General features: G+C 46.4%; 14 protein-coding genes and 1 tRNA gene. 7 read left to right on the plus strand and 8 right to left on the minus strand.

Annotated elements, in window-relative coordinates; genetic code table 11:
- Window positions 1-61: 61 nt before the first annotated feature.
- Window positions 62-625 (minus strand): DUF3727 domain-containing protein, encoded by a 564-nt coding sequence (locus J0L70_RS21335; protein ID WP_017290935.1) that lies wholly within the window; start codon window positions 623-625, stop codon window positions 62-64.
- A 231-nt stretch (window positions 626-856) separates the two neighbouring features.
- On the opposite strand from J0L70_RS21335, the gene J0L70_RS21340 reads away from it, so the two are divergent.
- A complete protein-coding gene (locus J0L70_RS21340) occupies window positions 857-1,333 on the plus strand; it encodes a DUF4079 domain-containing protein (RefSeq protein WP_268179825.1) in 477 nt (158 codons plus the stop codon).
- Between the two features lie 205 nt (window positions 1,334-1,538).
- On the opposite strand, the gene J0L70_RS21345 is transcribed toward J0L70_RS21340, so the two are convergent.
- Window positions 1,539-2,705, minus strand: coding sequence for an ETX/MTX2 family pore-forming toxin (locus tag J0L70_RS21345; RefSeq protein WP_287455788.1), 1,167 nt, complete (start codon window positions 2,703-2,705; stop codon window positions 1,539-1,541).
- Window positions 2,706-2,930: 225 nt separating this feature from the next.
- Between J0L70_RS21345 and J0L70_RS21350 the strand changes: the two genes are divergently transcribed.
- Both J0L70_RS21350 and J0L70_RS21355 read left to right on the plus strand, forming a co-directional pair.
- Window positions 2,931-5,153 carry a ComEC/Rec2 family competence protein gene (locus J0L70_RS21350; protein WP_287455789.1) on the plus strand — a complete coding sequence of 741 codons (2,223 nt, stop codon included), beginning with the start codon at window positions 2,931-2,933 and terminating at the stop codon, window positions 5,151-5,153.
- 23 nt (window positions 5,154-5,176) lie between these two features.
- Window positions 5,177-5,261, plus strand: a tRNA-Ser gene (locus J0L70_RS21355).
- A 16-nt stretch (window positions 5,262-5,277) separates the two neighbouring features.
- On the opposite strand, the gene J0L70_RS21360 is transcribed toward J0L70_RS21355, so the two are convergent.
- The gene (locus J0L70_RS21360; protein ID WP_287455790.1) at window positions 5,278-6,345 is read right to left on the minus strand and encodes a glycosyltransferase family 2 protein; all 1,068 of its coding nucleotides are present in this window, start codon (window positions 6,343-6,345) and stop codon (window positions 5,278-5,280) included.
- Window positions 6,346-6,487: 142 nt separating this feature from the next.
- On the opposite strand from J0L70_RS21360, the gene J0L70_RS21365 reads away from it, so the two are divergent.
- Complete coding sequence (locus J0L70_RS21365) at window positions 6,488-6,670, plus strand: hypothetical protein (protein ID WP_017290940.1); 183 nt, start codon at window positions 6,488-6,490, stop codon at window positions 6,668-6,670.
- Here J0L70_RS21365 and J0L70_RS21370 read toward each other — a convergent pair.
- The 4 genes from J0L70_RS21370 to J0L70_RS21385 all read right to left on the minus strand — a co-directional run bounded on the left by J0L70_RS21370 (window position 6,667) and on the right by J0L70_RS21385 (window position 9,670).
- The gene (locus J0L70_RS21370; RefSeq protein WP_287455791.1) at window positions 6,667-7,365 is read right to left on the minus strand and encodes an SGNH/GDSL hydrolase family protein; all 699 of its coding nucleotides are present in this window, start codon (window positions 7,363-7,365) and stop codon (window positions 6,667-6,669) included. The genes J0L70_RS21365 and J0L70_RS21370 overlap by 4 nt on opposite strands.
- Complete coding sequence (locus tag J0L70_RS21375; RefSeq protein WP_242044268.1) at window positions 7,362-7,931, minus strand: cytochrome b; 570 nt, start codon at window positions 7,929-7,931, stop codon at window positions 7,362-7,364. Before J0L70_RS21375 ends, J0L70_RS21370 begins: the two co-directional genes overlap by 4 nt.
- A gap of 148 nt (window positions 7,932-8,079) precedes the next feature.
- A complete protein-coding gene (gene mug / locus J0L70_RS21380) occupies window positions 8,080-8,634 on the minus strand; it encodes a G/U mismatch-specific DNA glycosylase (RefSeq protein ID WP_017290943.1) in 555 nt (184 codons plus the stop codon).
- A 109-nt stretch (window positions 8,635-8,743) separates the two neighbouring features.
- Complete coding sequence (locus tag J0L70_RS21385) at window positions 8,744-9,670, minus strand: phosphodiester glycosidase family protein (RefSeq protein ID WP_287455792.1); 927 nt, start codon at window positions 9,668-9,670, stop codon at window positions 8,744-8,746.
- Between the two features lie 37 nt (window positions 9,671-9,707).
- On the opposite strand from J0L70_RS21385, the gene J0L70_RS21390 reads away from it, so the two are divergent.
- Together J0L70_RS21390 and J0L70_RS21395 are read left to right on the plus strand one after the other, a co-directional pair.
- Window positions 9,708-10,613, plus strand: coding sequence for a pentapeptide repeat-containing protein (locus tag J0L70_RS21390; RefSeq protein ID WP_287455793.1), 906 nt, complete (start codon window positions 9,708-9,710; stop codon window positions 10,611-10,613).
- Window positions 10,614-10,639: 26 nt separating this feature from the next.
- Window positions 10,640-10,849: a hypothetical protein gene (locus J0L70_RS21395; RefSeq protein WP_017290946.1), complete on the plus strand. Its 210-nt coding sequence runs from the start codon at window positions 10,640-10,642 to the stop codon at window positions 10,847-10,849.
- On the opposite strand, the gene J0L70_RS21400 is transcribed toward J0L70_RS21395, so the two are convergent.
- Window positions 10,835-12,067, minus strand: coding sequence for a glycosyltransferase family protein (locus J0L70_RS21400; RefSeq protein ID WP_287455794.1), 1,233 nt, complete (start codon window positions 12,065-12,067; stop codon window positions 10,835-10,837). The two genes, J0L70_RS21395 and J0L70_RS21400, sit on opposite strands and share 15 nt — an antisense overlap.
- Before the next feature lie 152 nt (window positions 12,068-12,219).
- On the opposite strand from J0L70_RS21400, the gene acs reads away from it, so the two are divergent.
- On the plus strand, window positions 12,220-14,187 hold the full coding sequence (gene acs, locus J0L70_RS21405) for an acetate--CoA ligase (RefSeq protein WP_287455795.1): 1,968 nt from the start codon (window positions 12,220-12,222) through the stop codon (window positions 14,185-14,187).
- Window positions 14,188-14,233 lie beyond the last annotated feature (46 nt).

Raw genomic sequence — 14,233 nt, forward strand, 5'->3', positions numbered from 1 at the left:
CAGAAAGTGGGCGGGGATGATTCGGATCAAATCAATCCCCCGTTCCCAACTGTCCGGGTAATTACTCCATTTCATCGAATAGCTGATCTTCGATCATGGGTAGCATTGGCTCGATTTTTTTCAGTTCTTCTTGGGAAAGGAGATGCGGATTTCCGTTGTCATCCAGCCGCGCCAAGATGAAGTAGGGATCGAGCGGGGTATAAATGGCATATTCTTGTTCTTCATGCCAGAAGCTCGCGAGGAGTTGCAGTTCTTCTTGGTCATCCTCACCGTCAGATTCCACGCCTTCCCAGCTTTCTTCGTCGTCGAGATCTGGCAAGTCGCCTTCAACCGTTAAAACAACTGCGGTTTGCTTGAGCGCTAGATTCTGTTCTTCTAGAACAGCTTTGGCGATCGGAAAAACGAGGTTTATAGTTTCCTGATCTTCGACTAATACGGCTTCATCTTCTTCGCCATTTTCTTGCCAAGCGAAAATCTCGATCGGCGAGTCAACGGGAAGCAGCAGCACGTATTCTTGGTCTTCCACGTCTAAAGAATGCTCGACATAGCAGGTCAGCGTTAAGCCTGCGTCATCCGTCAGGGTTACGGTGGGAGCATCCATGTTTTCCATGCTGTCTTCGTCCATTGGACTCTCTCTATCTCTCTCTTTATTAAACGAATTGCGGACTCGGCGGGATAAATCGCGTTTGCCCTCACAAAAGTATCTCGTAGAATGGGCACTTTGTTTCAGGTACAAGGGTGCGAGGCGGATTGATTCTTAGATTTGATTACCCTGACACTTTGCTGAAGAATTTATTCATTTCGTGTCGTTACTTTCCGTACAATATGTTCATATTTCTTTACGGGAGAACGAGAAATGAGCTTGACGGAGATGCTAGAGCCGATCGCTGCGTTTTTTCGATCGCTGAATGTGCCGGAACCGATCGTGCATTGGGGTCATCCAGCCATGATGAGTATTGTGGTGTTGGTGATGGGAGGCTATGGTGCTTGGGCGGGCTGGCAGAGCCGAATCGCGCAAGATAAGGAAGTCGCCGAGAAGAGTCGGGCAGATCATCGCAAGATTATGCCTTGGGTCGTGGTGTTTTTGACAATGGGATACACAGGCGGCGTGCTATCGCTGGTGATGCAGCACAAGCCCATTTTGGAGAGTCCGCATTTTTGGACGGCGAATGCGGTGTTAGCGCTGCTGTATTTGAATGGCGCAATTTCGTTGTTCAATTTTGCAGGCAACAAACCTGGATTACGCTTGTTCCATGCTTATTTAGGAACTGCGATCGCAGGAATTTTGATTCTGCATGGAGTGTTTGGACTGAAGTTGGGTCTGTCCATTTAACTCACGCCCAAATCATGAGAAAAAGCGGGGTGATTCTATCCCGCTTTTTTAGCTCAAATCGCACATGCTTGACATCGCTAGTCATTGCCCACAATCAATCGAATAGGGAGATAGAGATCAATCTAAATCTGGCTTCTCCCCATCTCCCCACTTCGCAAATCCCCACTTCGCAAAATTCATGCGGTTAACAACTAGATTTTCAGAATTACCTGACTCGACTCACCTCAATGATGTTTGAGGTAGATAGCAAAGCAGCTGGTGTCCTTTCCGTCGAAACCAGAGAATTGCCTTGAGATGAGATTGCCGCATGGGCTGGAATTTTTACAGGGGGGCGCTCTTCTTGCTTGATAGCAATTTCAGTTTTCTGATTGATCAGCGTTCCATTGAAGATGCCCGTTGAACGAAAAGTACGATCGCTTTCAGACAAGATGCTATCTAGGGATTGATTGAGTCCAGTCTGCGGATAGATGTAGCCTAAAATGCCCTCATCTTGATAGCCTTGATCTTTACCTTCTTGTAGGTTAGTTGTGTAGAAATGGTCTTTCCCATTGTATTTGCGATAGACCGGAATCGTTTTATCTACTTGTTTGGGGTAAACGTAGCCTAAAATGCCCTCATCTTGATAGCCTTGATCTTTACCTTCTTGTAGGTTAGTTGTGTAGAAGTGATCGCCACTGCCAAATTTGCGATAGACCGGAACTGTTCCTGATTGCTGAGTCATGTAGACAAAGCCCAAAATTCCTTCATTCACATAGCCATGCACTTCTCCTTCTTGCGGAGTCGTCGTATAGAAATGATTCCCTCTGGCAAATTTTCGATAGACGGGCAACATGTCCGTGGTGTAAATCTTCCAATTGCCATTGCCAACTGTGACATCAATTGTGAAGGGGACATTGCTAACCTTCAAGATTTGTCCAATCACTTGCATCGTCACTTTGCTATGGGGCGGAGCGATTAGCGGAATGCTTTTTTGGAGGGTGATAGTCTCTTTTGTACTGTGAGTGAATCCAGCCGTGAGGGACAGTTCAACTGAGGCTGTTGTTTCTGCGCCTAATATCAAAAAATCAGTCTTTCCTTTGATAGAAAAGCTAGACTTCAAGCCTGCGGTAATTGAGAAGGTTTGAGCCACTTCATACGATTGGCTGACCACATCGGTAAAGCTTTGATTGATTGCAGAATCGTTTGTATGAATCACTTCGCCAACGATAAAGGGCTGAGGCTGTTGAATTGGGGTTTCAACTTGCATGTCAGTGCCATATTCGATACCTGGATATTGCTGAACCAAAATTTGATAGGGGCTATTTTTAGCACTGAGTCGAGCATTAAGCTCTTTGACCGTTTCTTCTGAGATGGTGGTCGTGATTTGAGGCATGGTGTCATTTTCCTGAATGATGAAGTTGGATGATGGCGAGTTTGAGTTGAGTAGCTCATCGCGCTAATCAATGACACGTTGCGGTTTTCACGATTATGCAGTGGCGTACAAATCTGTTGGAAAAGATTGAGAAGCGTGCACATCTGCTTGGAAGAGAGAGCAGATTAGTTTGTGCGTAGGGGAGTTGGGAATTCTAGGGAGCATGGTAACGGATAGAGAGGAAATATGCAGCCTGTGGTGGTTTGGGGCTTGGCTTACATTGTGGGATTGTTGCTCACCGCAATTCCGATGGGAGGAGCGATCGTATTGGGCTGCGGAGTCATCAGTGCGATCGTTGCGCTGAAAAAAAGCCGAAAGTATGCGCGAATTTTTGCGATCGCTGGATGCGTCGGCTTACTTGCAGGAATTTATCTCCAGTTTCGGACACCTCAGCCGAGTCAAATTGATGTTAGTCGCTTTGTTCCCCAAGAAAAGCAGGAAGTTACTATCTCTGGAAAAGTAGCAGCATTACCGAAACTGACGCAGAGTGGGAAGTTACAAGTCTGGTTCGATGTAGCAGCAGTCGGGGAGCAGAAAGCAGAGGGGAAGCTTTATGTCACATTGCCGGAAATCGAAGGAAAAGACTTATTTCCAGGACAAGCGATCGCCATTACGGGCAATCTCTACAAACCAAAGCCCAAGATGAATCCGGGTGGATTTGATTTTCAGAAGTACTTGGCACAAGAAGGTAGTTTTGCAGGATTGAGTGGCAAATCGATTCGATTACTTGATCTGAATCAGAAACCAGAATGGGGTTGGTGGATGGTGCAGAAACAGATTGTGCGATCGCAAACTGAACAACTTGGACAAGCAGAAGGTGCGATTGTTGCTGCAATGGTGATTGGCGGACAAGTTGTCGATATTCCTTTTGATGTCAAAGAAGCTTTTTCTAAAATTGGGCTTTCTCACGCGCTTGCTGCATCTGGATTTCAAGTGACGCTAATTTTAGGTGTGTTACTCGCTTTGACGCGACGATTGCCGAAAGTGATACAAATTAGCTGTTGCGGAGCAGGTTTGATCTGTTTTGCGGGATTAACAGGACTGCAACCTTCAGTGATGCGAGCAGTTTTGATGGGATTTGCAATCTTGATTAGTTTAGCGTTTGAGAGAAAAGTTAAGCCATTACAATCGCTATTAATCGTTGCAATCATTTTATTAATCTGGAATCCATTATGGATCTGGAGTTTAAGTTTTCAATTTAGCTTTCTCGCCACGTTAGGTTTATTGATTACAGTTCCAGCCTTGTCAAAACGATTAGATTGGCTGCCGACGGTGATTGTTCCCGCGATCGCAGTTCCAATTTCGGCTTTACTTTGGACGCTGCCACTTCAGCTTTTTTCATTCGGAATCGTTTCGCCGTACTGCATTCTGGCGAATCTGCTCACCACTGTATTGATCTCGTTTATTAGTTTGGGTGGGATTGTCAGCGCGGGGGTGAACTTTGTGCTTCCAGCGATCACGAAGTTCGCGTCTCCAATTCTCTACTATCCAACTCACTGGTTGATTGAGCTAGTCAAGTTTTTCTGCCAACTGCCCGGAAACTCGATTGCCGTTGGAACCATCTCGACCGGGTTGCTGATTACTTTATATGCGCTGATTTGTACGCCTTGGTTGTTTCCTAAGTTTCGGCGGCAATGGTGGGCTTTTTTGCTAGTTGGAATGAATTTAGTGTTTATTCCAGCTTGGTATACGCGATCGAACTTACTTCAAATTACGGCGCTTTCTGCGGGTGCAAAGCCTGTAATCGTAGTGCAAGATCACGGACGAGTGGGACTCATCAATAGCGGTCAAGCCGAAGCCGTAAAATTCACAGTTTTGCCGTTTTTGCGCAAAGAAGGCATCAATCACATCGATTGGGCGATCGCGGCTTCTCCCGCAATGTCAGACGGTTGGAAGGCGCTTTTAGAAGCCGTGCCGATTCGCGCACTCTACGATTTCTCCGGGAAAAAGCAGCAGGTGATTTCGTTGAACGTGGTCGAGCAATTAGCGCAGCGCAATGGCAAGTATGTCTCGATTACGCCTGGGCAGAAGATTGAATCTGGGACGATCAAAATGCAGTTCTTAAGCGTGGAGCCAACGATCGTACAGATTGCGATCGCGCAGCAGCGATGGTTATGGCTCAGAGATGCGCCGAACGTTTCGCAGTCCCAGGCATTGGGAAGTGCATTAGTCGGAAATGAAATTCTTTGGTGGTCTGGACGGCAATTGCACCCTAAGCTGATTGAGAAATTGCAGCCGAAAACCGCGATCGCTTATTCTAAAACCATTCATCCCGAAACCCTGACGCAGTTGCAGCAAAATCGTGTCCAGATTTATCAAACCGAGGCAGATGGAGCGCTGCAATGGACGAAAAATCAAGGGTTTCAAACAAGTTTAGAAGTTGATGAGTCAGACGGTTCGTTCCTGTAGTATATTAGGTAGGCATGTCATCGGGAGAGGTGGCAGAGTGGTTGAATGCGGCGCACTCGAAATGCGTTTTGGGGCAACTCAACGGGGGTTCGAATCCCCCCCTCTCCGTCCCTAAAGTTTGATGTTAAATCTGAGTCGTTTTGAGTACGTGCTGCCAGCGGCGTTGGATTACGAGATCATAAGGTTTCCAAAAATTCGGTTCAGGAGATGAATCGGGCTGATTCTGATCAATGGCACTTCGAGACTCGATCTCTGTCGGTTTTGATGGAATCAGGAAGGGTTTGAGCAGCGTTTTCACGATCGCGATCAAAGTCACTTTATAAATTCCTGGACGCAGCAACAGCGCATAATCATTTCTCAAACTGCAAAACATCCAGCGAAACATCAATCGATAATCCCCTGCTAAATAGCTCTTACTCAGCAGATTGTTATAGAACGCTGTATTTGCCCAATGCCGCACATATTGAGGCAATTCTGGGTGGCGTTGATAAACGCGAGACATGATCAATTCATAAAATTTCGACATCGTGACGCATTTTGTAGACATGCTGCCACTGTATTGCCGATAGCCAATCAGATACTCTGGCACAATCCGAAACTGATAGCATTCTGCAATCCGCAGATAGAGATCCCAATCTTCACAGGTTTCAAATTCACAATTATAGTAACCGACTCGATCGAGGCATTCTCGCCGAAAGGTCGTCGAACAAGCATTATCGAGAAAGTTATAAAACACCAGCATCGGAAGCACATTCCCTTCAACGGCTCCAAGCTGTCCAAACGGAGAATAGCCTTTGATTTCGCCTTTTTCGTTGAGATACACCGACCAAGAGTAAACCAGTCCCACAGTCGCATCAGCAGTTTCTAAACAGTGAACATGCTTTGCTAAGCGTTCTGGATACCAAATGTCATCAGCATCAATTGGAGCAATATATTCGCCAGAAGAATGCTGAATGGCAAGATTGCGAGCCGTTGGAACTCCAGCATTAGGTTGCTGGATCAGTTTAATGCGATCGTCATTTCGAGCAAACGATCGCACAATTTCTGCGGTGCGATCCTGTGAACCATCATCGACAATGATGGCTTCAAAGTTTCGATAGGTCTGTGCTTGCAGAGATTTGATTGTGTCTGAGATGAATGCTTCTGCGTTGTAAGCGGCAATTACAACGGAAACGAGCGGATCAGAAGCCATTTCATTTCTCCACAATTCAGCATTCTTGTGATCATTCTTATGGACGAGGAACAAAAAATCAAGCTTGCATTTCTAACAGAAGGGAGAGGCAGAAAATCAGCGAAATGTTCACAATCGAATCACTAAATTGGGGTATAAACCTATGGATTATGAATCGCGAACACGCCGCAGTTTTACCTACGTATTATGGATGCTCGGCTCAGCTTTTATTCCCGTTGGCTTGAGCTTTCGAGTCGGAAGTTTTCTACAATTTCTATTTCTAGGTGTAGGCATTACATTGTTCGTTTTAGGACATGTTCTCTTCAGAGATGCCTGGAATCGCTAGGGCTTTTTCGAGATTACAGTCTGTAAGGCTTGAAACCAACGACTTGCCATTTTCTGTTCGCCTGATTCGTTTGGATGCAAGCCATCGTAAGTATCTTGACTGACATTAAATCCACTAAATTGATCGACCAAAATGACCGGGCTAGTGTTGGAATTTAGCGATCGAGCTAGCACAAAAATCTGCTGATTAAATTGCTGCGTCAGTGTTTCTCCTCCTTGAGAAGGAATCAATTGAGCCAGCAGAATTTTCAGATTCGGATTGCGTTTTCGCATTGTTTGAATCAGCGATCGTAATTCCGCGATCGTACTTTCAAAACTCTGTCCTCTCAGAATGTCATTCGTGCCTAAATGAATCAGCACAATGTCAGGATTAGCTTGTTCTGTCCAGCCATCAATTTGCGCTAAAACCTCATCGGCTTGCCAACCCCAATGTCCCTCATGATCAAGGTCAAAATCAGAATTTGGCGGATTGCCCAGATAGTGCGATCGCGTTGAACCGACAAAATTGATGTCATATCCAGCTTGTCGCAGTTTCAGCCAGAGCGATCGCCGATAGCTATTGTGATTGCGATCGCCTTGAGTAATCGAATCTCCCAGCGGCATGATGCGAATGCCTGACTGCGCGCCATCGACTTGCGAAACCGGAGTACAGCCCACAAGTAAAAATAATGCCGTACTCCCAATCAGTTTCTTCATGCGGTTCTGGGTTTTAGTAAGTTGATCAATCGTCGCCAATTTGCACGCACGACTTTCCATTGTGCAACCAGATGCAGAACAATCAACGCTAAGAACGTGTAAGCCAGCCAGAAATGCGCACTTCGACCAATCTCTACCATCGCTTCATTCTGCGGAAAGAGATCAGGAAGAACAATCCCAAAGAATTTTACGTTGTTCGGGCGAAATGAATTTGACAGCAAAAATCCAGCGATCGGAACTGCCCACATCAACAGATATAAACTGCTATGGAGTGCAACTGTCTTAAACCAAGCAGTCGTAAATTTGGGCGATCGCTTGGTGTATTTCTTCCACCAAACTTGCAAGAGTAGAAAGATTCGCCAAGTCAGCAGTGCCATCGATATAACACCGATCGATTTATGAAAATCGTAGAGTGAACCTCGATAAGCTACAGAACGATCGAGTTGTGACATAAATGTGCCCGTCACAAACAAGACAAGATACGCACCACTCATCCACCAGTGAACAGACATCAACTGCTTGAAAGCGTTATTCAATCTAGGCTTGAACGATTGGGCTAATGCCATAGCTGCCACCTTCATCATAAAACTTCATAAAGCTTAGATGACAGATATTAAGATTGTGTTACGAAAAGGTAGCAATCTGTTTGAGTTTCAGAGGCTAAAAAGAGTGGAGAGTGGGGGCTAGTCAGGCAACACCATCTCACACCCCAGATCACAATTGATTTAGGGCTGCCATATGTAAAAGTTTGTACATCTGCGCCAGCCCATCGACTTGATAGTGCGCGTTGAGTCCACTGGGATTTGGCAAGACCCAAATTGTGGTGTCAAACAAAGTCTCGGGTTGTCGTCCCATCTGAGCTTTTGGCTGATTAAATGCGATCCGATATGCACTCACACCTAAAACCGCTAAATACTTCGGTTTGTATTGCTGGAGCTTTTGGGCAAGTTTCTCATGACCTGCAATGAAATCTTCAGAAGTCAGTTCATCGGCTCTTGCGGTGGCAGGTTCCGCCAAATTCGTTAGACCAAATCCTCGATCGAGTAACGTCCGATCTTCAAACGGGGACAACAATCGCTCTGTAAATCCAGCTAAATGAATTGCCTTCCAAAATCGATTTCCAGGACGGGCAAAATGATGTCCAACGGCTGCACTGTAAAGACTGGGATTGATTCCGCTAAAGAGAATGTTCAAATCGGGCGCGATGACATCAGGAAGGGTTTGACGATATGCAGCAGCAATTTCTGCTTTCGTGGGCTTGTGAATCACAGTGAAGGTAGGGCTTTGGGCAAAAATTTAAGTTCAATCTGGAGAATGATGGCGATCGAAATCCCAATTTAGCAGCAATTTTCAGATGTTGGAGTGGGGAGTAGGGAAATCAGGTTTTTTGAGCAAAAAAGCCAAGCTGCACTGCAACAGGGCGTTCGCGTAGGGGAATGCGCGTTTGAATGGGAGAATTGAGAACTTTTGCACCTTTGGGAGTCTGGATTGCGATCGTGACAGATCCGCCGCCGTCTAAATTCAGGGCTGTTTCTGCGCCTAGTTTTTGCAGATACGTTGATGTTTCATTTAGGGTCATGCCTTCGCTGTATTGGAACTGTTTGCCATCGATCAGGACGAGCCAGAGTTTTTTTCCAGTTTTGTCGATCGCAATGACTGTCCGAGGATAAGGCTTATCTTTCACAGCTTCGTAATCTGGGGGTGCTAAAGGCTGACCCTTCTTGACTAGCAGATCATTGCCCGCAACCGCTTGTTCTGTGCCTGCTGGACAAATTCCTTTCTCATCGATTACAACTCGATTTTTAGCCAAGAAGCAGATTGCAGACCAACCTTCTTCAGCAGCCGAATAGGTTTTTCCGTTAGAGGTCACTTGTCCTAAAGCATTCACCACATCCCCTGCATGAGGATAAAAATCCCAAGGAGTTTCTTCGCGAAATGGATGGAAGAAATTTGCATTGATCCCAAGTTGAAGATCAAATTCGTCAACGAATTCTGTTACGGTTCGTGCGATTGTTTCGCGATTTCTAGGAGAATTTTTTGCATCATTAGAAGTAATGCCTGGATTAACAAAAGGACGAATGCCTGGAGTCGTCAGATCGATCGAGATTTTGTGCACCATAATCGGGCGCGGACTGGACAGCGCTTGCCGTTCGTAGGCAATTCCAGGAAAGAGCGATCGCGTTTCATCGATCCGCGGTGGGCGAGAATTTTGCCGCACTCCATAGATCAAAATTGGAATCGTCAGGAGTAAAAGAATAAAAACGCTCAGAATTTTTCCGAAATTATAGCGATCGCGCTGTGTCATACCGATTAAATTAGATGTGCGTCATTCTTCACGCCCTATGACTCACTATATTAATCACGATCTCCGGAATCGCTCATTTCGCAGGAAGAATTTGGCATTCATGAATTTCCGAGGCGCAGATATTCGGGGGTGCGATTTCACAGGCGCGATCTTGAGTGGAGCAGATTTCTCAGATACAAAAGCAGGGCTATCGCTGCGGCAAAGATTTTATCTAGGTGGCTTCGTCATCTTCGTTTCGCTATTTGTAGGCGATGTGATGGTGCGATTGCTCTTTAATACGATCGGACAATCTCCTCTGGATTCGCGGACGATTTATGTTCCGATTTTCTATGCTGCTACAAGTTTAGCGGGAGTCAGTTCTGCGATCGCGGCTGTCAATCGAAAATCAGAGCTAGGAGATTTTTTAACGAGCGTAACAGCGGTACTGGTTAGCGCGATCGTGGGATTTGGAGTGGGATTCTTTTATCCGGGTCTGATTCAAACTCTGATCTTTCCACCGAATGTATTCATCCCAAGTACTTCAGAATGGCTGCATCAACTGTTGTTGTCTTTGGATGAACATCATATCCAGATTGCCGTAGGGCTGACTGTCCTGAACAGTGTAATGATGTTATTTTTGTCGCGCTTTCAGTATCGAACGAGCTTCAAAGTGGGTGTGAGTCTGTTAGGCGCGATCGCAAGCTATGTTGCGACATTTTTCTGGAGTACGATCGCAAATGCTTATTTTGGTAATTCAAACTTTTCGCTTGGCATTGTCTTTAGTATCATTACATTGATGTATTTAGGATTGACGTTTGTATCACTCAATTGGATTGTGTATGAATTACAACATGCGATCGGCACATCATTCCGAGGTGCAGAATTAACACATGCGCGCTTTGCATACGCGGATTTACGAAATACTGATTTTTCTAAATCCATTGGAGCCAGTGCGCTAAAGTAAGATTTGCTCAATTTCCGCTCAGCATCATGAATCTCTTTCTGCTAATCGGCTCAATCGTCATAACCGTCTTAGTCTTTCTCTGGCTAGTACGGGTTCTCAAAGCAACGCTAAAAACTGCACTTTTGATTGCTGCGATCGTGTTTGCTCTACAATTTTTTGGAATCGGCTCCGACAAAATTCTTGCTGAAGTCGAGCAAATTGTGCGATCGCTGTGGAGCCTTTTACCCGGAAATTAGGTTGAGTTCCTCTGCCACGATCGCAACTAATTTCTTTGCGGCTCCAGGTTCTCCGCGCACTTGACGTAAGAGATCGCGCATTGCTGCTAATTTTTCTGGATGATCCAGATAATCGATCATAAACTTAGCAACTTCTTTGGGGTCTAGCTCACCTACTAACTCTGGAACAATCATTTCTTTTGCCCAGATGTTCGGCCAAGCGAGTAATCCTAACCGCTTTAACATGGCGGAGTTAATCTGTTTCGCAAACCATCCCCCCACTCCAGGAAGATTGGCAAGCAATCCTGGAATGCCATCCCAAGCCCGCATTGCATCCATTTGCTGAGTCGGAACGATAACCACCATCGGAATCCCTAAAGAACCGAGTTCAGCAGTATTTGCACCCACGGTTGTCAAACAGAAGCAACATTGTGAGAGTACTTCATACATCGGAACTCGCTCAGTTTTGGATTGCCAAAGCTCGACTGACAAACCATTTGGTGTTTCTAAGCGATCTCCCACTAACTGAGCTGAAACATTCCCTAGCAAGGGCACAAGCGAATTCTGTTTTGGATCAGCATACTTGGCTAAATCCGGTAGATCTAAAGTCGGTGCAACGGGAATGACAAATCGAGTCTGAGGACGATGGAGTTTGATCTGATCTGCGATCGCGATCATCAACGGCACACCTTGCATCAATTTTGCAGGTTTTGAGCCTGGTAATATGCCAATCAATTCTTCAGTTGCACTGGCAACCTGTTGGGTTTGAACTTCTGCCATCAAATCTCCGACAACCGTGATTTTGTGCGCGAACTGAGCCGGAGCGCGATCGAGAATTTCTGATTTCATCACCCCAAAGCGATCGATCCAGCGATGCCAACGCGCTTCCCATTCGGCATAAATGACTGTTCGATATCCCAATCGTTTGCCAATCACAACGGGGAAAAACTGATCGCCACCGAGAAAAATCACAACTCCTCGATCGTGCCAATCCCAATCGTCTGCCGTCTTGCCCCACAAGAGAAACGAGAAAAAATGTTCTGCGGCTTGAACGCGATCGACCTCCGGATAACTCAGCGCGATCTCTGCTTCTTGTCCACTCGCATTCGGGCAAGGCGAGAGCATCACAGAAATTCTCGGTGCATCGCCAAGCTGAGCGCGTAATTCTCGCACAACTGGCTTTACCCAAGTTGCCAACTCTCCGGGTGCATTCGACAAAATCAAAATATCGACAGCCATAGCAAAATTAGAAGAACACCATTAAATCGACGTAGAAAATCTAAAAAGAGTTTAATAAATTCACAAATTTACCGATCCATTGCGAGAAGCCAGTATCGTTTTGTATGAGGGATCAATCTCTCAATTTGTCTCAGCTACTTTGAAATACTGCGATGTCACAACCGACGATCGAATCTATCCTACAAGAAGAACGCCTCTTTCCCCCGACTGCGGAGTTTTCCGCGCAAGCTCGCATCAAGAGTTTGGAAGAGTATAAATCGCTCTACGATCGCGCCAAAGCTGATCCGCTAAAATTTTGGTCAGAATTGGCAGAACAAGAACTGCATTGGTTCCAAAAGTGGGACACCGTACTCGACTGGAGCAATCCACCTTTTGCCAAGTGGTTTGTCAATGGAAAAATTAACCTCTCTTACAATTGCCTCGATCGTCATTTAGACAGCGATCGCCGCAACAAACCCGCAATTGTTTGGGAAGGAGAACCGGGCGATTCTAAAACGTTAACCTATGCAGAACTCCATCAAGAAGTTTGTAAATTTGCCAATGTTCTAAAAAGTTTAGGCGTGAAAAAAGGCGATGGGGTTGGCATCTATATGCCGATGGTTCCAGAAGCCGCGATCGCGATGCTCGCTTGTGCCCGCATCGGTGCACCTCACTCGGTCGTATTTGGAGGATTTAGTGCAGAAGCTTTACGCGATCGCTTAGTCGATGCCGAAGTCAAAGTCGTTGTCACTGCTGACGGCGGATGGCGCAAAGATGCGATCGTGCCCCTCAAACCCCAAGTCGATAAAGCGTTGGCAGAAGGCACGACTTCAGTTGAGAAAGTCGTCGTCGTCAAGCGAACCGCTCAAGATATTGCAATGAGCGATCGCGATATCTGGTGGCACGATTTGATCCAAGACACTTCCGCTGATTGTCCGGCTGAACCGATGGACAGTGAAGATATGCTGTTCATTCTCTACACGTCTGGCAGTACGGGCAAGCCGAAAGGCGTTGTTCACACCACTGGCGGGTATAACCTCTATGCTCACATGACGGCTCAGTGGATCTTTGATCTGCAAGAGAATGATGTCTACTGGTGTACGGCTGACGTAGGTTGGATTACAGGACATAGCTATGTTGTTTATGGGCCTCTGTCCAACGGTGCGACGACTGTAATGTATGAAGGTGCGCCGCGTGCCTCCAATCCGGGCTGCTTCTGGGATGTGATCGAGAAGCATAAAGTTTCTATTTTCTATACCGCTCCGACTGCGATTCGTGCCTTTATCAAAATGGGCGATGAGCATCCCAACTCGCGCGATCTCTCTTCCCTGCGCTTACTAGGAACAGTTGGAGAACCGATCAACCCTGAAGCTTGGATGTGGTATCACACGATTATTGGCAAGGAAAAATGCCCGATCGTGGATACTTGGTGGCAAACCGAGACGGGCGGCATTATGATTACGGCTCTACCGGGTGCAATTCCAACCAAGCCCGGATCAGCAACCTTGCCTTTCCCTGGAATTTTGGCAGATATCGTCGATCTGGATGGCAATTCTGCTGGAGTCAATGAAGGAGGCTATCTTGCCGTCCGTTATCCTTGGCCGGGCATGATGCGGACGGTTTATAAAGATCCCGATCGCTTCCGCAAAACCTACTGGGAACACATTCCACCTCAAGACGGCCAGTACATTTACTTTGCTGGAGATGGCGCACGTCGAGATGAAGATGGCTATTTCTGGGTCATGGGTCGCGTCGATGATGTGATCAACGTTGCCGGACATCGTTTAGGCACAATGGAAGTCGAATCTGCATTGGTTTCTCACCCTGCTGTTGCAGAAGCCGCAGTCGTCGGCAAGCCTGATGAAATTAAAGGACAAGACATTGTCGCCTTTGTGACGCTAGAAGGAACCTATCAACCGAGCGAAGACTTGGCGAAAGAGTTGAAGAAGCATGTCGTCGGTGAGATTGGTGCGATCGCTCGTCCCGGTGAAATCCGCTTTGCAGATGCCTTGCCGAAAACACGATCGGGCAAAATCATGCGCCGATTGCTCCGAGATCTCGCGGCAGGCGTTGAGATTTCAGGCGATACTTCGACGCTAGAAGATCGGAGTGTGCTGGAGAAACTTCGAGAAGGTGCATAGCAAAACGATCCGAACTCTGAGCTTTTCACTTTTCAGAGTTCGGATC

Source organism: Leptolyngbya sp. UWPOB_LEPTO1 (genome assembly GCF_017302695.1).
In the GTDB taxonomy this organism is placed as follows: Bacteria; Cyanobacteriota; Cyanobacteriia; order Leptolyngbyales; family Leptolyngbyaceae; genus Leptolyngbya; species Leptolyngbya boryana.

Excerpts from the sequence above, each read along its gene's own strand:
- J0L70_RS21335 (WP_017290935.1), bottom strand. The coding sequence starts at position 625 with ATGGACGAAGACAGCATGGAAAACATGGATGCTCCCACCGTAACCCTG.
- J0L70_RS21340 (WP_268179825.1), top strand. The coding sequence starts at position 857 with ATGAGCTTGACGGAGATGCTAGAGCCGATCGCTGCGTTTTTTCGATCG.
- J0L70_RS21345 (WP_287455788.1), bottom strand. The coding sequence starts at position 2,705 with ATGCCTCAAATCACGACCACCATCTCAGAAGAAACGGTCAAAGAGCTT.
- J0L70_RS21350 (WP_287455789.1), top strand. The coding sequence starts at position 2,931 with ATGCAGCCTGTGGTGGTTTGGGGCTTGGCTTACATTGTGGGATTGTTG.
- J0L70_RS21360 (WP_287455790.1), bottom strand. The coding sequence starts at position 6,345 with ATGGCTTCTGATCCGCTCGTTTCCGTTGTAATTGCCGCTTACAACGCA.
- J0L70_RS21365 (WP_017290940.1), top strand. The coding sequence starts at position 6,488 with ATGGATTATGAATCGCGAACACGCCGCAGTTTTACCTACGTATTATGG.
- J0L70_RS21370 (WP_287455791.1), bottom strand. The coding sequence starts at position 7,365 with ATGAAGAAACTGATTGGGAGTACGGCATTATTTTTACTTGTGGGCTGT.
- J0L70_RS21375 (WP_242044268.1), bottom strand. The coding sequence starts at position 7,931 with ATGGCATTAGCCCAATCGTTCAAGCCTAGATTGAATAACGCTTTCAAG.
- J0L70_RS21385 (WP_287455792.1), bottom strand. The coding sequence starts at position 9,670 with ATGACACAGCGCGATCGCTATAATTTCGGAAAAATTCTGAGCGTTTTT.
- J0L70_RS21390 (WP_287455793.1), top strand. The coding sequence starts at position 9,708 with ATGACTCACTATATTAATCACGATCTCCGGAATCGCTCATTTCGCAGG.
- J0L70_RS21395 (WP_017290946.1), top strand. The coding sequence starts at position 10,640 with ATGAATCTCTTTCTGCTAATCGGCTCAATCGTCATAACCGTCTTAGTC.
- J0L70_RS21400 (WP_287455794.1), bottom strand. The coding sequence starts at position 12,067 with ATGGCTGTCGATATTTTGATTTTGTCGAATGCACCCGGAGAGTTGGCA.
- acs (WP_287455795.1), top strand. The coding sequence starts at position 12,220 with ATGTCACAACCGACGATCGAATCTATCCTACAAGAAGAACGCCTCTTT.